13 protein-coding genes, 1 pseudogene and 1 riboswitch are annotated in these 20035 nt (G+C 69.2%); of the genes and pseudogenes, 5 read left to right on the top strand and 9 right to left on the bottom strand.

Features of this window, described 5'->3' with window-relative positions:
- The first annotated feature begins 7 nt into the window (after positions 1-7).
- From BST44_RS06315 to BST44_RS06325, 3 genes and pseudogenes are all read left to right on the top strand, one after another.
- Positions 8-763, top strand: coding sequence for a L,D-transpeptidase (locus tag BST44_RS06315; protein WP_083175794.1), 756 nt, complete (start codon positions 8-10; stop codon positions 761-763).
- A gap of 140 nt (positions 764-903) precedes the next feature.
- A pseudogene (gene car, locus BST44_RS06320) lies at positions 904-4492 on the top strand (carboxylic acid reductase).
- 47 nt (positions 4493-4539) lie between these two features.
- A complete protein-coding gene (locus BST44_RS06325) occupies positions 4540-5478 on the top strand; it encodes an NADP-dependent oxidoreductase (protein ID WP_083175796.1) in 939 nt (312 codons plus the stop codon).
- Here the strand turns inward: BST44_RS06325 and BST44_RS06330 are convergent.
- The gene (locus tag BST44_RS06330) at positions 5464-7227 is read right to left on the bottom strand and encodes an NRAMP family divalent metal transporter (RefSeq protein WP_083175797.1); all 1764 of its coding nucleotides are present in this window, start codon (positions 7225-7227) and stop codon (positions 5464-5466) included. The two genes, BST44_RS06325 and BST44_RS06330, sit on opposite strands and share 15 nt — an antisense overlap.
- A gap of 16 nt (positions 7228-7243) precedes the next feature.
- Complete coding sequence (locus BST44_RS29430) at positions 7244-7447, bottom strand: hypothetical protein (protein WP_142274371.1); 204 nt, start codon at positions 7445-7447, stop codon at positions 7244-7246.
- 267 nt (positions 7448-7714) lie between these two features.
- A riboswitch (M-box (ykoK) riboswitch) is annotated at positions 7715-7906 on the bottom strand.
- 120 nt (positions 7907-8026) lie between these two features.
- Between BST44_RS29430 and BST44_RS06335 the strand changes: the two genes are divergently transcribed.
- The gene (locus BST44_RS06335; RefSeq protein ID WP_083175799.1) at positions 8027-8686 is read left to right on the top strand and encodes an O-methyltransferase; all 660 of its coding nucleotides are present in this window, start codon (positions 8027-8029) and stop codon (positions 8684-8686) included.
- 2 nt (positions 8687-8688) lie between these two features.
- Here the strand turns inward: BST44_RS06335 and BST44_RS06340 are convergent, their stop codons facing one another.
- The 7 genes from BST44_RS06340 to BST44_RS06370 form a co-directional block, all read right to left on the bottom strand.
- Complete coding sequence (locus BST44_RS06340; protein WP_208619736.1) at positions 8689-10743, bottom strand: acyltransferase family protein; 2055 nt, start codon at positions 10741-10743, stop codon at positions 8689-8691.
- Between the two features lie 177 nt (positions 10744-10920).
- Entirely contained in the window at positions 10921-12111 is a 1191-nt protein-coding gene (locus BST44_RS06345) for a CaiB/BaiF CoA transferase family protein (protein ID WP_083175803.1), read from the bottom strand.
- Entirely contained in the window at positions 12104-13033 is a 930-nt protein-coding gene (locus BST44_RS06350) for an SDR family NAD(P)-dependent oxidoreductase (RefSeq protein ID WP_083175878.1), read from the bottom strand. Before BST44_RS06350 ends, BST44_RS06345 begins: the two co-directional genes overlap by 8 nt.
- Positions 13033-14874 carry a flavin-containing monooxygenase gene (locus BST44_RS06355; RefSeq protein ID WP_083175805.1) on the bottom strand — a complete coding sequence of 614 codons (1842 nt, stop codon included), beginning with the start codon at positions 14872-14874 and terminating at the stop codon, positions 13033-13035. Before BST44_RS06355 ends, BST44_RS06350 begins: the two co-directional genes overlap by 1 nt.
- Positions 14871-16046: an LLM class flavin-dependent oxidoreductase gene (locus BST44_RS06360; protein ID WP_083175807.1), complete on the bottom strand. Its 1176-nt coding sequence runs from the start codon at positions 16044-16046 to the stop codon at positions 14871-14873. The genes BST44_RS06355 and BST44_RS06360 overlap by 4 nt, the downstream gene beginning before the upstream one ends.
- Entirely contained in the window at positions 16043-17419 is a 1377-nt protein-coding gene (locus tag BST44_RS06365) for an aromatic ring-hydroxylating oxygenase subunit alpha (RefSeq protein ID WP_083175809.1), read from the bottom strand. The genes BST44_RS06360 and BST44_RS06365 overlap by 4 nt, the downstream gene beginning before the upstream one ends.
- A 15-nt stretch (positions 17420-17434) precedes the next feature.
- Positions 17435-18289: an SDR family NAD(P)-dependent oxidoreductase gene (locus tag BST44_RS06370; RefSeq protein ID WP_083175811.1), complete on the bottom strand. Its 855-nt coding sequence runs from the start codon at positions 18287-18289 to the stop codon at positions 17435-17437.
- A gap of 147 nt (positions 18290-18436) precedes the next feature.
- Between BST44_RS06370 and BST44_RS06375 the strand changes: the two genes are divergently transcribed.
- A complete protein-coding gene (locus BST44_RS06375) occupies positions 18437-20032 on the top strand; it encodes an SMP-30/gluconolactonase/LRE family protein (RefSeq protein WP_083175813.1) in 1596 nt (531 codons plus the stop codon).
- Positions 20033-20035: the final 3 nt, after the last annotated feature.

Raw genomic sequence — 20035 nt, forward strand, 5'->3', positions numbered from 1 at the left:
GGGCGCTATGCGTCGAGGTGTTCGTTATCTATTTGTTATGGTCGCGATCACGGCGATGGGCCTGGTCGCATCCCCCGCCCGCGCCCACGCGTCGCTGCCGCTCCCGCAACCCGTCCCGGCCGTTGCCTCGGTTTTGCCGGCTAACGGCGCCGTGGTGGGCGTTGCGCACCCGGTGGTCGTGACCTTCACCGCGCCGGTCGACGACCGCGCGGCCGTCGAGCGGTCCATCCGCGTGACCTCGCCGAGCAACACCACCGGGCACTTCGAGTGGGTCAAGGACAACGTCGTGCAGTGGGTGCCCAACCAGTACTGGCCCGCCCACACCCACGTTTCGGTCGGCATTCAGGCCCTGACCACTGGTTTCGACACCGGAGACGCCCTGCTCGGTGTCGCCAGCATCTCCGCGCACACCTTCACCGTCAGCCGGAACGGCGAGGTGCTGCGCACCATGCCGGCGTCGATGGGCAAGCCCAGCAGGCCCACGCCGATCGGCAACTTCACCGCCCTCGAGAAGCAGCGCACCGTCGTCATGGACTCCCGGACCATCGGCATCCCGCTCAGCTCGCCCGAGGGGTACAAGATCACCGCCAGTTATGCGGTTCGCGTCACCTGGAGCGGCGTCTACGTGCACTCGGCACCCTGGTCGGTCGACTCGCAGGGCTATGCCAACGTGAGTCATGGCTGCATCAACCTCAGTCCCGACAACGCCGCCTGGTACTTCAACCAGGTGAACGTCGGCGACCCCATCCAAGTCGTCGCCTGACGCCGGTCGCGCCGGCAAACGTTCGGCGCGGCTCGATGCGCGCCGTGCCGTCGTTGTGACGACCGTCACAACCATCGAACGGAAGACCGGCCCGTGACAGTGAGTTCTCGGTAGACGAGGATCCGAACGGGAGGCTGGCCATGACCGGTGACGCGAAGCAGGGGGAATCGACCGTCGTGGGTCCGAGCGGTACGGCGCGGGCGCGGGTGGCCGACCGGATTCGCCAACTGGACGCCGCGGACGAACAGTTCCGCAGCGCCAAGCCCGATGCGGCGCTGCAACGGGCGGCACGCCGGCCGGGGCTTCGCCTCACCCAGATCCTGCAGACCTTCGTCGAGGGCTACGCCGATCGCCCGGCACTCGGCTGGCGCGCACGCTCGTTGGTCACCGATCCCGCGACCGGCCGCACCACCGCGCGGCTACTCCCCCGCTTCGACACCATCAGCTACCGCGACCTGTGGGCCAACGTGGGAGCGATCGCCGGCGCGTGGCGACACGACGCCGTGAATCCGGTCACGCCCGGAGACTTCGTCGCCACAGTCGGTTTCGCGAGCGCCGAGTACCTCACCGTCGATCTCGTGTGCGGCTACCTGGGCCTGGTGGCGGTGCCGTTGCAGCACAACGCGGCGGCGTCACGATTGCAGCCGATCGTCGCCGAGGTCGAGCCGCGGGTGCTGGCGGCGGGCGCCGGCTACCTTGACCTCGCCGTCGAGGCGGCGCTGGGCAGCGCGTCGCTGCGCCGGTTGGTGGTCTTCGACTACTCGCCCCAAATCGATGATCAGCGTGAGGCTTTGGAGCGGGCGCGGACCACGCTGTCGGCAGCCGGGATGGCGGTGACGATCGAGACCTTCGACGAACTGGTCGAGCGCGGTCGCGGGTTGCCACCGGAGCCGGCGTACACCGGTGACATCGACGAGCGCCTGGCGATGATCATGTACACGTCGGGCAGCACCGGACTGCCCAAGGGGGCGATGTACACCGAGCGCATGCTCTGCAAGCTGTGGACCAACGAACTGATGCCCGACTTCGCGGACACCCCCGTGCTGAACGTCAATTTCATGCCCCTCAATCACCTCGGCGGCCGGATACCGCTGTCGACCGCGTTCCAGGCGGGGGGCACCAGCTACTTCGTTCCCGAGAGCGACTTGTCCACGCTGTTCGACGACTGGAACCTGGTGCGCCCCACCGAAATGGGGTTGGTGCCCCGGGTGGCGGAGATGCTGTACCAGCGCTACCAGAGCGCCGTCGACCGGCGGGTCTCCCAGGGAGCAGACCCGCACACCGCCGAGGCCGGGGCGCGGACGGAGTTGCGCGAGCAGGTCCTGGGTGGCCGCGTCGTGACAGCCTTCTGCGGCACGGCGCCGCTGGCCGCGGAGATGCGCGGTTTCGTGGAGACCTGCCTGGATGTGCACGTGCTCGACGGCTACGGCTTGACCGAGGTCGGGATGGTGACCAAGGACGGCCGGATCACCCGGCCCCCGGTCCTCGGCTACAAGCTGGTCGATGTTCCCGAGTTGGGTTATTTCCTTACCGACAAACCGTTCCCGCGCGGCGAGCTGCTGGTCAAGTCGCTGACCGCCACGCCCGGGTACTTCAAACGCCCGGATGTCACGGCCAACGCCTTCGATCCGGACGGCTACTACCGGACCGGGGACGTGATGGCCGAGCTGGAGCCGGATCGGCTGGCCTACGTCGACCGGCGCAACAACGTATTGAAGCTCGCCCAAGGCGAATTCGTCGCCGTCGCGCGCCTGGAGGCCGTGTTCAGCAGCGCGGCCCTGATCCGCCAGGTCTTCGTCTACGGCAACAGCGAACGCCCCTATCTGCTGGCCGTCATCGTGCCGACCGTCGACGCGCTGGACAGGTTCGGCGACGATCACGACGGGCTCAAGGCCGTCCTTCGTGAATCACTGCGCCAGGCAGGCAAACTCGCCGAGTTGCAGTCCTACGAGGTGCCGGTCGACTTTCTCGTCGAGACCGAGGCGTTCAGCGAAGACAACGGGCTGCTGTCCGGGGTGGGCAAGTTGCTCCGGCCCAAGCTCAAGGAGCACTACGGCGACCGGCTCGAGCAGTTGTACGCGGAGCTGGCCGCCAACCGGGTGACCGAGCTGCGCGCGCTGCGCGACGGTGCGGCCGACCGCCCGGTCATCGACACGGTGGGGCGGGCCGCCGAAGCGCTGCTCGGGCTGGCCGGCGGCCCGCCCGAGCCCGACGCGCTGTTCATCGAGCTCGGCGGAGATTCCCTCCGCCCTGACCTTCTCCAACCTGCTGCAGGACATCTTCGACGTCGAGGTGCCGGTGGGCATGATCATCGGGCCGGCCACCGACCTGCGCCAGCTCGCGGATTACGTTGACTCCGAACGGAAATCGGGCTCGCGGCGGCCGACGTTCGCGACGGTGCACGGGCGCGGCGCCAGCGAGGTCCGCGCGGCCGACCTCACGCTGGACAAGTTCATCGACGCGAAAACCCTGGCCGGCGCGCCGACCCTGCCGCGGGCCACCGGCACCCCGCGCACGGTCCTGTTGACCGGCGCCAACGGTTATCTCGGCCGCTTCCTGTGCCTGGAATGGCTGGAGCGGCTGGCCGAGACCGGCGGAAAGCTGGTCTGCGTGGTGCGCGGCGCCGACGCCGCGGCGGCGACCGGGCGGCTGGAGCACGTCTACCGTAGCGGCGATCCACGCCTGCTCGAGCGGTTCCGCGAGCTGGCGGCCGATCATCTCGAGGTCGTCGCCGGCGACATCGGCGAGCCGAACCTCGGGCTGGACGGCGCGACCTGGGCCGGGCTGGCCCACAGCGTGGACCTGATCGTTCACCCGGCGGCGCTTGTCAACCACGTCCTGCCCTATGACCAGCTGTTCGGGCCCAACGTCGTTGGCACCGCCGAGATTGTCCGCCTGGCGATCACCGACCGCATCAAGCCGGTGACCTACCTGTCCACCGTCGCGGTCGCCATGTCGGTCGATCCGGCCGACTTCGCCGAAGACGGCGACATCCGCGCGATCAGCCCGGTCCGGCCGATCGAGGACAGCTACGCCAATGGATACGCGAACAGCAAGTGGGCCGGCGAGGTGCTGCTGCGCGAGGCGCACGACCTGTGCGAACTGCCCGTCGCCGTCTTCCGGTCCGACATGATCCTGGCGCACAGCCGCTACGCGGGGCAGTTGAACGTGCCCGACGCGTTCACGCGGCTGATCTTCAGCCTGCTCGTCACCGGCATCGCGCCGTCGTCCTTCTACGAAGCCACCGACAGCGGTGGTCGGGCCATAGCCCACTACGACGGGCTGCCCGCCGACTTCATCGCCGAAGCCGTCACCGCCCTCGGCGAGCAGATCGCCACGGGCGCCGAAGAATCCGAGCCGTCCAGGACGTTTCGCTCCTTCGATGTGATGAACCCGCACGACGACGGCATCTCGCTGGATGTGTTTGTGGACTGGTTGATCGCCGGCGGGCACGACATCGCGCGCATCGACGACTACGACGAGTGGCTCGGGCGGTTCGGCACCGCGCTGCGCGCCCTGCCGGACAGGCAGCGCCAACAGTCCGTGCTCCCGTTGCTGGACGCCTACCGGAAGCCGGAAAGGCCGCTGCGCGGTGCGCCGGCCCCGACCGATGTCTTCCGCCATGCGGTTCGGGCGGCCAAACTCGGTGCGGACAACGACATTCCGCACCTGTCGGCGGACCTGATCGCCAAGTACGTCTTCGACCTGCGGCTGCTCGGCCTGCTGTAGCTTGCCGGCGTGGGGTCGGCACGTTGACGACGAGAGAGGAGATCGACATGTCGGCTGCGGCGGCGCGCGCCGTGCGGTTCGACCGGTACGGGGGCCGCGAGGTGCTGTACATCGCGGAGGTCGACATGCCCGCTCCCGGGCCGGGCGAGGTGGTCGTCGAGGTGCGCGCCGCGGGGATCAACCCGGGCGAGGCCGCCATCCGGTCCGGGGCGATGCGTGAGATGTTCCCCGCGACGTTTCCGTCGGGCGAGGGCAGCGACCTCGCCGGCGTCGTCACCGCGGTGGGCGCCGGAGTCACCGAATTCGCCCTCGGCGACGAGGTTTTGGGGTTCAGCTTCCGCCGGTCCAGCCATGCCACGCATGTCGCGGTCCCGGTCGGGCAGCTGATCCACAAGCCGCCCCGGTTGAGTTGGGAGGTGGCGGGTTCCCTCTATGTGGTCGGCGTGACCGCCTACGCCGCCGTCCGGGCGGTGGCTGCGCAACCCGGTGAGACGGTCACGGTCTCCGCCGCCGCGGGCGGGGTCGGCAGCCTCGTCGTCCAACTTCTGGTGCTACGGGAGGCGCGGGTGCTCGGCATCGCCGGGCCGGGCAACGCCGACTGGCTGCGCGCCCATGGCGTCACCCCGGTCCCCCACGGCGACGGACTGGCCGACCGGCTCCGCGAGGCGGCACCACACGGGATCGACGCGTTCATCGATCTTTTCGGTCCCGAGTACGTTCAGCTCGCCGTCGATCTCGGCGTCGCACCCGAGCGAATCGACACCATCATCTCGTTTCAGAAGGCCGGCGAAGTTGGCGCCAAGACGGAAGGCAGCGCCGAGGCGTCGACGCCGGAGGTGCTGGCGGAGATGGCCGGCCTGGTCGTTGGCGGCGCCATCGATTTCGAGGTCGCCGCCACCTATCCGCTGGACCGCGTCGCCGACGCCTACGAAGAATTGGAGAAGCGACACACCCGCGGGAAAATCGTTCTGCTACCGAATCATTGACAACGAAGCCGCGGGGCTCACGACGCCGGCCTGGACGATCTTGACGACGACCAACGCGACCGCCACGACCAGGTAGGCCCGCAGGGTGAGCAGCCCGGCACGGCGAATGGGCGACATGGCCGGGCGCCCCAGCCCGGCCAGGCTCGGGGTCTGCCAGTTCATCCGGTCCTGCCGGCGGAGGGCGCGACGTTCCGACCGGGTGAGCGTCGGGGCGTCGTCGAGCTCGTCGACCTGCCCGGGATCCAGGCCGCCCCCGAGCGTCCGCACGACGGCTTCCGCGTCACGCATCTCGGTGTACCGTCGGCCCGCGACGATGACCGCGGCGCCGCCGATCACGCCGAACGCCGCGCCGACGGCCAGGCCCGTCTCGATGGCGGACGTCGACAGGCCGGGAAAGAACGTCGTCGCCGTCAAGGCCAGCGATAGCAGCACAAGCGACCAGACGATGGTCCACGCGACGATGTTCTGCCGCACGCAGTTGGCCCACGGGCCCAGCAGCGCCCGGTCATTGCACAGCAGCACCAGGAAAACGGTCGCCGAGGGCAGCAGGACGCCGGCGAGCGCCTGCACGCCCTGCGTCACCAGACCAAGGATGTGGTCGGGGCTGAACGCCACCGCCGCCGACACCGCGAGCAGCAGGGCATAGCCGCCGTAGAACAAGGGTGCTTCGCCGATCTTCCAATGCAGCGAGTGCCGCCTGCCCATCGCGTCCCCGAGGGCATAGGTGGTGGCCAACCCGATGGCGTTGGCCCCGATCAGCGAGGCGTCGAGCAGGATGATCGCGAAGAGCGTCCCGACCGTGCGGCCGACGTGCTGGGACAACCCGGCCGCGACCGCGCCGGCGTCCGTGAAGTGACCCATGCCGGGCGTGCCGGCCAGACCGAACGCGGTGACCGCCATCAGGGCCGTCGCGCCGACCATGACGACGACGATGCCGATCACCAAATCGGCCCGGGCGTAGGGCATCCAGCGCGCGGTGATGCGCTTGTCCACCACGTTGGACTGCTGGAAGAACAGTTGCCAAGGGGCGACGGTGGTGCCCACGATCGCGATGATCAACAGCAGCACGGTGGAGTCGACCCCGCCCGCGAACCGCGGGATGAGCCCGCCGGCAATCCCTTTCGCCGTCGGGTGCACCAACACTGTCATCGGGATGACCAGCACGTTCACCGCGATGAGCAGAAACATCAGCCCCTCCCACCGGCGAAACGACCCCCCGGCCACCACCGCGAACAGCAACACGGCGGAGGCCGGGATCGCAATCACCTTCGGGCACCCCAGGAATCCGAGCGCCAGCGCCACCCCGATGAATTCGGTGACGATCGTCAAGGCGTTCAGGACCAGCAGGTCACCGACGCTGAACGCGCCCCAGAACTTGCCGAAGCGTTCGAAGATCAACCGCGCGTGCCCGACTCGGGTGACCGCGCCGAGCCTGAGCACCATCTCCTGGTTCACGTAGAGCACCGGGATCAGCAACGCGAGCGTCCACAGCACCGCCATCCCGTTGTTCTGCCCGGCCTGCGCGTAGGTCGCGACACCGCCGGCGTCGTTGTCCCCCACCATCACGATCAGCCCGGGACCGCTGATGACCAGCAGGGTGCGCAACCGGCGCCAGCGGCCGTCGAAGGCACCCGACGCGCCGTCACGCCGAATGCGACCGAACGCGCCGACGATGTCGCCGGCGTGGTCACCACCGGGATGCGTCGGCGCGGCGGCGTTGACGGCGCCGACGGACGACACGGGCGTCATGGGGTGCCGGTACCGGTCACCGGCGGTTGCCGGTCGAGGGGTGCCCGCCCAGCGAGGCCGTGACGACCGCGATCGGCATCCGCGACACGTACATGTTTGCCCGTTCCTGGGGAGTCAGGGTGGTCCGGGCGTGCACCTTGGTGGCCAGCAGCCGCGCCGACCGCAGCAACGCACGTCCGCGCCCGCCGCCGGTACGACGGTGTGCGACAACAAAAGCCATGATCTTCTCCTTGCGGGAGGCCCGATCGGCTCGGCGCCGGGGCACACCCGGGCGACCGCGCCGACTCGGCGCACGCCGCCCACCGGGTGCCCGTGAAAGCTCAGGCGGCAGAAGGAATGCCGGAACCGGATCGGGACAAGACGGAATTCGGATAGGGACTTTCGCCTGGACTCATCTCGCCCTCACCTCCTCACGGCCATGACACACGGGGGTGTCATCACATGTCACCTGAACGGGAGAGCAGCGAATGCCGGCGGCGCACCGCCGGTCGCACCCCTCTCGTCGGAGCTTCGGCACTGCACGGCGTATCCGGAACCTAGCCGACGATCGCCCATGTTCCGAAAGCCACTTGGGCTCAACCCTTGGGTCCGGGAAGAGCTGTCCTGACCCGGGGCGTCTCTCGACGTTCGGGGTCAGTGGCCTGTGTCCATGCAGACGCCTCACCTACCGAGGTGCTTGCGAAACCCTTTGTACACCCCGCCCCGGGGCCCGTCAAACTGGTTTGCGTAACCGTTATCGCAGCTCGCCGCCCCCCGTCGGGCAGCCGCTCACCGGCCCGGGCGGCCTACCCTCGATGGCATGGCCAACACCCTGCAGGATCCGAAGGTCGCGACGGTGCTCGACCGCATGTACGCCGAGGCGAATAACCAGATGTCGCTGCTGCGCCAGCGGCATGGCGATTTCGACCGGCCGATGACGGCGCGGGAGCGCGCCGACGCGATGAGCGAGTTCTACATCCCGGTCACACCGGAAGCCGGCCGGCTGCTCTATGCCCTGGTGCGCGCGACCCGGCCGGCGACGGTCGTCGAGTTCGGCATGTCGTTCGGCATCTCCGCCGTCCACCTGGCCTCGGCGGTGCGGGACAACGGCGCCGGCCGGGTGCTGACCACCGAGCTCAACGAAGCCAAGATCGCCGCCGCGCGACGAACGTTCGCGCAGACCGGCCTCGACGACGTGATCACCATCCTGGAAGGGGACGCGCTGTCCACACTGGCCGGCTTGGACGGTCCGGTGGACTTCGTCCTGCTCGACGGTTGGAAGGACCTGTATCTGCCCGTGATCGAGCTGCTCGAACCGCGGTTGTCGACGGGAGCGTTGGTGGTCGCCGACAACACCAGCGCGGCGGACACGCAGCCGTATCTCGACCGGGTGCGCGATCCGGGAAATGGCTACGTCAGCTTCAACTTCCAGGTCAGGGAGAGCGACAGCATGGAGATCAGCTGCCGGACCGGCGATTAGGCCTACCGCAAGGATTCCTCGAGCCAGGGCGTCAACCACTTCACCCCTTCGGGGGTGAGGTGGACTCCGTCGCTGCGCACCTTGATGCCGTCGACCTTGGCGGTGTAAACACCGTCGGGGCATAGCTTTTTATTCAGGTCCAGGATTTGCACGCCCGGGTGATGGCTGACGGTCTTGCGCAGCATCGTGTTCCACAGGTTGACCCGGTCGGGCTGGTCCTCCGGATAGAGCCGGCCGTCCGGCTTCTCACCACCCCTGCTGTAGGGCACGGTGGCGACGACCACCCGAACACCGTTGGCGCTCACGATGTTCAGTGCACGCTCCAGCTCGTTGTTGAGGTACGCGTCGAAGGTCGGATCACCGATGTGGGTCCACTGCCCCTCGTTCACGCGGTCGACGGTTTCCCACCGGCCGATGATAAGCAGTGCGACGTCCGGCTGGTCCTGGCTGACCTGCGTCGACCATCTGATCGGCCAGCCGTCACACGCCGGTCGCTGCTCCAGGGTCTGTCCGATGTACCGATACGGCGTGCCGCGCACCAGGCTGCAGCCGATGACGGTGTGGTCGAGGAACGCGAATCCCGGCGTCGGTGGCAGGTAGTGCATCCAGGTCCAGCCGATCGAATCGCCGAACACCGAAACGGTGAAGGGCCGGTTGGGATCGCGGGGCCCGGCCGGCCGGCCGGTGCCCGGCGGCGAGGGGGACACGGCGGCGACCGCCGAGACCCCCGGCGGCAGGCCGGCCTCACGCAGGGCGGGGCCTGCCCCGACCGGAACCACGAGCAGGGTCACCGCGGCCGCGCTGGCCACCGTCGCCGCGGCCAACGGCAGCAGCGGAACCCGCGCCGGCCGCCAGCGCCGGATGGGTTGCTCGAGCAACCACCAGGACAGCGCGGCCAGGGCCACGGTCGCGCCGCAGCGCGCGGCGAACAACGGCAGCCCGGTCCATCCGGTGCGTTCGCCGTTGAGCACCAGAAAGATTGGCCAATGCCACAGGTAGACGCCGTAGGAGATGGTGCCCAGCCACACCAGGGGCGGCGCGGCCAGGACGCGGGCGACGGCCCCGCGCTGCTCCAGCGCCACCGGCGCCACCACGAAAGCCGCGGCGATCGCGACCCCGATGAGCAAACCGTGCCGGAACTCGCCGCTGCTGCCGGTGGCGTAGTGCGTCGCCGCCGCGAGTCCACCGAGGCCGACCAGCGGCAGGGTGCGGGCCACGCGCCGGGCCCACCGGGTCCGGATCAGGCACCAGCCGCGGTTCAACGAGGGCCAGTCGCGGACCAGCAGAGCGGCCGCGGCGGCGCCGATGAGGAGGGCCTGCGCGCGGGTATCGGTGCCGAAATAGACGCGGTCCCGGGTGGTGTCGGACACCATCACGATCGCGGCCGCGGCCGAGGCGACGGCGCCCACGGTGGCGATCACGAACGTCGCGAAGCGGACGCCCCCGACGGTGGCGCGGGTGCAGCGGCGCCTCGCGCGCGCGGCCAACAGCAGGGTCACCGCGATCAGCAGCACCGGCCAGACGAAGTAGTACTGCTCCTCCACCCCGAGCGACCAGGTGTGCTGCAGCGGCGAGGGCGGCGCGCCTTGGGTGAAGTAGTCGGTCTTCTGGGCGACGAACCGCCAGTTGGCCATCCAGACGAACGCCGCGACCGCGTCGTCGCGCAGGCCGGTGATGGACCGGTCCGGGAGGAGTTGGCGGGCCGCGGCCACCGTCATGACCATCAGGACCAGGGCCGGCAGCAGCCGGCGCGCGCGGCGAATCCAGAACCCGGTCAGCTCGATACGCCCGGTTCGGCCCAGCTCGTCGAGGAGCAGTGAGGTGATCAGGAATCCACTCAGCACGAAGAACACGTCGACGCCGATGAATCCGCCGCCTACCCCGGGGATGCCGCCGTGTCCCACCAGCACCAGCGCAACCGCGATCGCGCGCAACCCGTCGAGCGCCGGGATCCCGCTGCGCCGCTCCGGTTTATCCCAGATCGCCAGCCGGCCGGCCCGGCGCACGGGAGCCACCCACCGGGCGCGCCGAGCACGACGAGCCGGCGCGGGATCGATCCCGCCCGGCTCAGCGCTCGCGGTTAGCGCGCCCTGACCACCTGGTCGCCCGGCGCCATGGTTGATGCCGATACGTCGCTGCCCCTCCTGTTGATCGGAGCCAGCTTAAAGGCGGCGCGGCCTGATCGATCGGAGACACGCGAAGACCCGCTTCGCTTTTCGCGACTGCTGCGCGTGCTATACGGGGCCCGCGCGTTCCGTGTCGGCGTTCACCTCGACCAGGGCCAGGCCGAGCTCGTCGAGGACCTCGTCGGTGTCGGCGCCGAGTTCGGGGGCCGGCCCGGCGACGCGGCCCGGCGTCCGGGAAAACCAGGTGGGCACCCCGGGGAACCGCACCGGGCCGTGCGGCGTCTCCACCGTCTCGAAGAAGCCGACGGCATCGAGGTGCTCGTCGTCGAACAGCATCGCCGGGCTGGACAGCGACGCGGCCGGTATCTCCAGCTCGCGGAACAAATCCAGCCACTCCGCGGTGGTCCGCTGGGCCAGCGTGTCGGCCAGCAACGCGTACACGGTGTCGATCTGGCGGGCCCGCCGCTCGAGTGTGGCGTACAGATCGCTGCGCCACGGGGGCCGCACCGCCTCCATGAAGGCGGCCCAGTGCTTGTCGTTGTAGATCAGCGCGGCGATGTAGCCGTCACTGGTGCGATACGGCCGCCGGTTCGGCGCCACCGTGCGGGGGTAAACCGCGGGGCCCAACGGCGGATCGAACATGGCGCCGTTCGCGTGTTCGACGAGCATGAACGACGCCATCGTCTCGAACATGGCGACCTCGACCTCTTGGCCCTCACCGGTGCGCTCGCGGTGGAACAGCGCCATCATGGTGGCGTAAAGCGCGGTCAGGCCGGCGACCTTGTCCGCCATGATCGTGCCGACGTAGTTGGGTTCGCCGGTCAGCTGCTCCTGGACGAACGGCAACCCGCAGGCGGCCTGGATGGTGTCGTCGTAGGCGGGCAGATCCCGGTTGGGGCCGCGGCGGCCGTAGCCGTAGCAGTTCGTGTAGACGATGCCCGGGTTGATCGCCGCCACCTCGTCGTAGCTGAACCCGAGCCGGGCAACCGCTTTGGAGCGCATCGAGTGGATGAAGACGTCGGCCCGCTCGATCAGCGCCCGCAGGACGGCCTTGCCCGAGTCCGACCGCAGGTCGACGGTGATCCCCCGCTTGCCGCGGTTGACGTTGACGAACACCCCGCCCATCCCACGGACGGGCCCCACCGACACGTACCGCGTGTCGTCGCCCTGCGGGGGTTCGACCTTGATCACGTCGGCGCCCATGTCGGCCATGATCTGCGTGCAGTACGGGCCCATCACCATCGCCGTCAGGTCGACGACGCGTACACCCGCCAGCGGGCCGCTCCCTCGGCTAGACATTCCGCACGCCTTCCTTGCGCGCCGCGGTGTCGAAGCTGTAGCGGATGTGGTCGCCGTGGCCGTCCGGCACGACGGGAAACACCAAGGGGGCGGCCAGATAACGCACCGCGTCGAGCTGCTCGGAAACGTCCTCGATCGACCATGCCGGGCGGTGCACGCCGGGGGTCTCGGCCATCACCGCGCGGGCCACCCGGCCGGCGATGGCAACCAGGATTTCCCCGCTGACCGGGCAGGTTTCGTGGGCCAGCAATCCCACGACGGGCGCCACCAGCTCGGTGCCCATCGACGGATAGGCCGAGATGTCCAGTCCCTCGGCCATTCTCGTCACGGCCGAGGGAACGATGGCGTTGCACAGCACCCCGTTCGCCGCGCCCTCGAGCGCGACGACGTTGGACAGGCCGACCAGGCCCGCCTTGGCGGCGGCATAGTTCGCCACGCCGTGGTTGCCGTACAGGCCGCCGATCGATGAGGTCAACACGATACGACCGTAGTGGGCGTCGCACATCAGCGGGAAAGCCGGCCGCACGACGTGAAACGCGCCACGCAGGTGGACGTCGATGACGGCGTCGAAGTCCTCGTAGCTCATCTCCCTCAGCGAGCCCCGCCGGACGTTGCCGGCGTTGTGGATCAGGATGTCGATCCGACCGTAGTTGTCCAGCGCCGCCTGGATGATCGCCTGACCGCCCCGCGGCGTCGTGACCGACTCGGTGCAGGCGACCGCGTCCCCACCGGCCGCCCGGATCTCGCGCACCACCTCGTGGGCCGGGGCGGCGTCGGCGCCCGCGCCGGTCAGCGCGCCGCCGGTGTCGTTGACCACGACCTTGGCGCCCCGGGCGGCCAACAGCAACGCGTACTCGCGGCCCAGCCCGCGCCCGGCGCCGGTCACCACCGCCACCCGATCGTCGAATCTCAGCTGCGCCATCACCATCCCAGCACTAGACCGTCGAGGTCGCCCCGCTCACGCCAGTCGGCCAGCAGGTCGCCGAAGGCGTAGAACCCCGGCCCGTAGGGCTCACCGAGGTGGGAGCGGATGCCCTCGCCGCCGCCACCGCCTTCGTTGTTGTAGTAGCCCGGCGTGCATTCGGAGTCGAACTGACCGGTGTCGACAGCGGTATCCCGGATGGTCTCGCACCACTGGCCCTGGGCGGCCTCGGTGGGTTCGACGGTGCGTGCGCCGCGGGCCAGGGCCTGCGCGACGATGTAGGCGATGTGCTCGCCCTGCAGTTCGTAGTTCGCGGCGATGTTCGCTGAGATGCCGACCTGCGTGAACCCGGTGAAGAACTGGTTGGGAAAGCCACGGCTGGTCATTCCGTGCAGCGTCTTGTAACCGTCGCGCCAATGGTCGAACAGCGACACCCCACCGCGGCCCTCGATCGTGTCGATGGAATACCGGCGGCTGATCTCCGTCGTGATCTCGAAGCCGCTGGCATAGACGATGCAGTCGACCTCGTATTCGATTCCGTTGGCCACCAGGCCTTTTGCCGTCGCGCGCTCGACGCCCTTGCTCGCCGACACGTCGACCAGGGTCACGTTGGGGCGGTTGAAGGTCTGCAGGTAGTCGTCGTTGGTGGTCGGCCTCTTGCACAAGAACCGGTAGTAGGGCTTGAGGGCCTCCGCGGTCACGGGGTCATCGACCAGGCTCTCGACCCGGCGCCGCAGCCGCTCCATCACCTTGAAGTCTTCCTCGTCGCGGATCGCCATGAACTGGTCGGGCGTCATGGAGGCCGGGTCTTCCAGCGCGAGGACCCGCGCCGCGGTGTTGCGGCCCAGCTCGGTCCAGAAGTCGCAGACCAGGTCCGGCTGGCCCAGCGCCATCCCCTCGAAGGTCCAGGCATGGAAGTTGCGCTGCCGCTCCTTTTGCCAGCCGGGCTTGAGCGTCTTGACCCACTCGGGATCGGTGGGCGCGTTGTTGCGGGCACCGACCGAGGACGGCGTGCGCTGGAAGACATAGAGCTGCTTGGCATACCGGCCGAGGAACGGCACGATCTGGATGCCCGTCGCGCCGGTGCCCACCACCGCGACGCGCTTGTCGGCGAGCTTGTCCAGCCCACCGGAGGTGTCGCCGCCGGTGTAGTCGTAGTCCCAGCGCGAGGAGTGAAAGCTGTGCCCCCGGAAGTCCTTGATTCCGGGGATGCCGGGCAGTTTGGGCCGGTGGAACGGGCCGGAAGCCATCACCACGAAGCGGGCCCGGATGTCGTCGCCGCGGTCGGTGGCGATGCGCCACCGCGCGGCGGGCTCGTCCCAGTGCAGTTCGCGCACCTGGGTAGAGAAGATGGCCGAGTCGTAGAGCCCATAGTGCTTCCCGATGCGCCGGCAGTGGTCGTAGATCTCGGCGCCGTCGGCGAACTTCTTCGAGGGGATGAAGTTGAGCTCCTCGAGCAGCGGTACATAGCAATAGGATTCGTTGTCGCATTGGATTCCCGGGTAGCGGTTCCAATACCACACCCCGCCGAAGTCGCCGCCCAGCTCGATGATCCGGACGTCGTCGACGCCCGCCTTCTTCAGGTACGCGCCGCACAGCAGTCCGCCGAAACCACCGCCGATCACGACGACGTCGATGTCCGCCGATATCGGATCGCGCACCAACGGCGGTGAGTACGGATCGGTCTCGTAGTAACCCGCGAAGTCGTCGACCAGCTCGACGTACTGCTTGGATCCCTCGGGCCGCAAGCGCTTCTCGCGCTCGCGCCGGTACCTTTCACGCAGGGCTCCGAAGTCGACGTCGTCCGGCGTCTGCGATGGGGGGCAGTCCGGGTTCGTCATGCCAGGGCGTTCTCCGGCAGCGCCGCGGCGTGCAGGGGTGCCGCCATTTCCTGAACGGCGGGCAGCACCTCCTTGGCGAACAACTCGGTGCTGGCCATCGCCTCGGGATACGGCATGGTGCCGAACTGGGGGACGATCGTCAGTTCGCAGAACGAGCACGCCTCCTGCGCGGCCTTGATGCGCTCGAAGATCTCCTCCGGTGTCCCGATGAGCAGGTTGGAGGCGTGGTAGCCCGGGGTCTTGGACGGACCGGCCTTGGCGTCGCCGGTGACCGACGAGGCGAGCACCGCCGTCGCGGTGGCCTCCCTGGCCGCGTACGCCTCGTAGCCCTTGACGCCCTTGAAGTTCGAGGCGTCGGCGAACCCGTAGTGCACGGTGACGTCGCGGTTCGCCGTCCAGATCCACTCCTCGGACCGGGCGGGGTCTCCAGTCGTGCAGTACATGAACATGACGTTCTTCGGCTGGCAGGGCGGCAGCCCTTCTTCCTTGCGGAAGGTGTTGACCTTCTGCACTTCTCGTCCGGCGTCCTCGATCGGTTTGTTGCCCACGAAGAGCGGCACCATGCCGCGCCGCGCCAGGATCTCCAGCGACTCGGCGGTCGACGACGAGCTGTAGATTCGCGAAAAGAGGTCGCTGCTGCGCGGTTCGGGGCGCAACGACATCTCGGGGACCGTGAAAATCTCCCCTTCGTAGGAGAACCGCTCGCCGGACAGGGCCAGCTGCAAGATGTCGAGCGTTTCGTTGAACCGCTGCCTGCTCTCCTCGCGCGGCACACCGACCGCGTCGAACTCGCCCTTCGACACCCCGCGGCCGATCCCGATCGTGGTGTAGCGGCCGTTGGAGAGGATGTCGAGGTAGGCGATCTGGTGCGCGAGCCGGACCGGGTGCCACCACGGCGCGACGACGACGAAGGTGCCCAGGCCGACCCGCTCGGTGCGGCCGGCGAAATAGCTCAGCGCCTGAATCGGGTTGGGCGTCATGCCATATGGCGTCCCGCAGTGCTCGGGCATCCAGATGCCGTCGAACCCGAGCGGCTCGGCCAGATCGGCGATGCCGAGCGTCGACTGGACGCACTCGAAGTCCGGCGTCGCCGGCGGGCGGCTGAAGTCCTCGGCCAGCACCCGCTCCCAGTCGTGGGAGTTGTGCGCGCCGAACCCAAGATTGACCTTCATCGTTGTATCTCCGTCGCTAGTTCCTTCGGGGCACCGGTGCCCAGGTACTGGGCGAGGTTGCGGTGCAAATTGGCGGTGCTGCGTTCCATGTAGGGGTTGGGTTTGGGGCCGCGGAAGCCATAGGACTTCATGCCCTGCTGGACGGCGGCCATGTTGGAGAAGTCCTGCGGCAGGACGCTGCGCCAGTTCGGGTCATCCGGCGGCGCGTACACCCATTCGGTCCGCGGCTCTTCGCCTTTGGGGTAGAGCTCGTAGCACGACGCTTCGAAGATGCACTTGTCCGGGTGGTAGCCGAATGGCCTGGCGCTGTAGCACAGCGCGGTGGTAAGGCCCTGCCCGATCTGGAAGTTCGGGAATATCTGCCAGGCGGTGCCGCTCTTGGCCAGGTGTTCGGGATCGATGGTCGGCCACTCGACCCCGCGCGCCGCGTCGTCGCGCCGCGCCGAGGACAGCCAGTGCTCGAGCACCCGACCCGCCGGGGTGTCCGCCGGCAACTCATCGACCAGCCGGCGCGCCGCTTCGACCAGCGTCGCGGTCGTGGTGGCGTTGGTCTCCTCCAACGTGTAGATCTGCATCTCCGCCGTCGAAACCCGCGGGTCCGCACCGGTTCCCAGGCGGATCTTCGATTTGGTCTCCTCCAGACCCTTGGGCGCGTCGTAGCCGATGTTGCTGTGCTTGCCCTGCGCCATCGCCCAGCCGCGGAAGTTGCCGAATTTGTTGAACTGCGGGTGGGTGGTGGCGACGTGGTAGGTCTCGTTGAAGGCCTCCATGGCGACCTTCCAATTGCATTCGAAATGCAGCCATTTCCGCCATTTGCAGCGCATGTCCTGCAACCGGAACGGATCGAGCATGGTGGCGGCGGGCTCGAGGTAGTCCCGCAGCGGCTCGCACGCCGGGTCCATGTTGATCCAGATCCAGCCGCCCCAGGTGTCGACGTTGACCGCGGCCAGGTGGGTGTTCTCCGGGGTCAGGGCGCCCTGCCAGTCCTGCTGCTCGGGCACGTGGGTGCACTGGCCGTCCCGGTCGTAGGTCCAGCCGTGGAACCCGCACACGAACGACTTCTTCTGGCCGCAGGCGTTTCTCGCGCCGGCCGGGGTGTCGACCAGCCGGCGGCCGCGGTGCATGCACACGTTGTGGTGGGCCTTGAGCGTGTCGGGCCCGGTACGGATCACGACGACGGAGTCGTCGAGGATGTCGTAGGTGAGGTAGCTACCGACCTTGGGCAGATCCTCCACTCGCCCGACCTGCTGCCACACCTTGCGCCACAGCTTGTCGCGCTCGGCGCGCGCGTATTCCTCGGAGAGATAAGCCTCCACCGGGATGGTGACCGGCCCCGTCAGCTCCTCGGGCGCGGCCGCCCCGTTCTGTGTCATCGGGTCCCTCGCTTTCTACCCGTTCCAGCGCGTGATCGCCGCGCGGAATGATTCGTCCTCGAGGAACAAGGAGGTGTTGTCGGCGCCCAGGTGCCCCCACTTGAGGTTCAATCCGCCGTCCACCAACAGCGTTTGGCCGGTGACGTAGCTGGACAGGTCCGACAGCAGAAACAGGACCGCCCCGGCCACCTCCTCGGGCCGCCCGCGGCGACCCATCGCGACGGCGCGCCGGTCGCGTTCGGGATCGGCGTCGACGTAGGTTCCCGACGCCGGCGTCTCGGTGACCCCCGGCGCGACGGCGTTCACCCGGATCGCCCGGTCCGCCAGTTCCAGCGCCATGGTGCGGGTCGCCGCGACGATCGCGGCTTTCGCCGTGCCGTAGGCGATGTGAAAGGGCGCCGTGTTCATCCCGCTGATCGACGAGATCGACACGATGGACCCCGGGCGGTCCCGGTGCCTCAGTTCCGCGGCCACCGCCTGGCTCATGAAGAACATCGTTTCGAGGTTGCGGGTGAACAGGTCGCGCCAGTCGGCGCGCGCTACCCGGGTAGACGGCATCCACGTGGACGGCTCCGCGCCGCCGGCCACGTTGACCAGCCCGTGCAGTTCGCCGTCGGCGCGGCGCACGGCGTCCATGGTCGCTCGCACGCCGTCGTCGGTGGAGGCGTCGGCGGCGACGGGCACGATCGCAAGGCCCGCGGCGCGCAGGGGCACCAGGTGCCGGTCGAGGTTGTCCTGGCCGCGGCTCACCGCGACCACCGTCGCGCCGGCCTCGGCCACCATGCGGGCGATCGTGGTCCCGATGCCGCCGCCCGCGGCGCCCGAAACCACGACGACGCGCCCCTCCAGGCTCAGGAGGTCGGCTACCATCGGGCTAGACGAATTGTCCGGACAAGATAACGATGTGCACTCATTGGAGAGCATGATTCTCTTCTGTCCGCCGGGTCGTCAAGTGTCGCCTAGATCCGTCGCCGCCTATTGTCTGGACCATTGGTCGTTGCTAACGTGCGAGCGGTGATGGCCGGATTGTCCCAGTCGCAGTGCCGCTACGCCGCCGAGCCGGCTCCGAGCGTCGCCGACGGCTGGAGCCTCACCCGCCTGACTCCCCCCAGCCGGCTGTTCGGCGCGAACGGCCTGCGGACCGGCCCAGACGGCCGGATCTACATCGCCCAGGTGACCGGCAGCCAGATCAGCGCGCTCGACCCGGCGAGTGGCCGGGTGGACGTCGTCAGCGCCAAGGGCGGCGACATCGTCGCGCCCGACGACGTGGCCTTCGACCCGAAGGGCGACCTGTTCGCCACCGAGGTGATGGACGGCCGGGTGAGCGTGCGCGATTCGGCGGGCCGCACCCGGGTGCTGCGCGACGACCTGCCGTCGGCCAACGGCATCACGTTCCACCGGGGGCGGCTGTTCGTCGGCGAATGCCGCGAGGGCGGCCGCCTGCTGGAGCTCGACCCGGCCGGCGGCGCGGCGCGACTGCTGCTGGAGGGCGCCCCCTCTCCCAACGCCATGGAGGTCGGGCCCGACGGCATGCTGTACTTCCCGCTGATGGGCGCCAACGAGATCTGGCGCATCGACCCCGACGGCGGCGAACCCGAACGCGTGGCCGGCGACCTGGGCGTCCCCGACGCGGTGAAATTCGATCCCCGCGGGCGCATCGTGTCGACCCAGGTGCACACCGGCCAGGTGCTGCGCATCGACCCCCGCAGCGGCGATCGGACCGTGTTGGCCACGCTGAACCCCGGCCTGGACAACCTGACGTTCGTCGGTGAGCGGCTGTTCGTCTCCAATTTCACCGGCGAGATCACCGAGATCCTCGGCGACGGCGGGACCCGGACCGTGCTGCCCGGCGGGCTCAATTGGCCGCTGGACCTGGCGGTCGGCGCCGACGGCAACCTGTACATCGCCGACGGGACCTTCTTCTATGTCCTGCCGCCCGACGGCACGATGACGACCGCCGGAATGCTGTTCAGCCCGGGCTACCCCGGCTTCCTGCGCGGGCTGGCCGCCGCGGGCGACGGCGAGTTCGTCGTCACCACGTCCAACGGGCAGGTGGCCCGCTATCGACCGGGCCGCCACGAAAGTGACGTCCTGGCAGAGGGTTTCGACCAGCTTTACGGCGTCGCCGTCGCTCCCGGCGGCGCGGTGGTGGCGGCCGAACTGGGCGCGGGACGGGTGCTGTCCGTCAGCGCGGGCGCGGTCGAGGCGCTGGCGACCGGCCTCAGCGAACCGGTCGGCGTGGCCATCGCCCCCGACGGGGCCTGCCTGGTTTCGGAGGCGGGCGCCGGACGAGTGGCCCAACTGGGCGGCGCGGTGTTCGACGGCCTGCAACGCCCCCAGGGCATCCTGGTGCACGGCGGGCAGCTGTATGTCGTCGACGCGGGCGCCAAGGAGGTGGTCGCCTTCGACCTGGGCGCCGGTACGCGCCGCACGATCGCCTCCGACCTGCCGGTCGGGGCGCCGCCGGGCGTGACGCCCAAGCCGCTGCGCGGCATGCCACCGTTCTCCGGGCCGCAGGGACCGTTCGCCGGCATCGCCGCGGGGCGCGACGGCACGCTGTACGTGTCGGCCGACGCCGACGGCAGCGTCCTGGCGTTGCGGCGGGAAGGCTGAGGG

Origin of the sequence: Mycobacterium scrofulaceum, assembly GCF_002086735.1 — a bacterium.
Taxonomy (GTDB): domain Bacteria; phylum Actinomycetota; class Actinomycetes; order Mycobacteriales; family Mycobacteriaceae; genus Mycobacterium; species Mycobacterium scrofulaceum.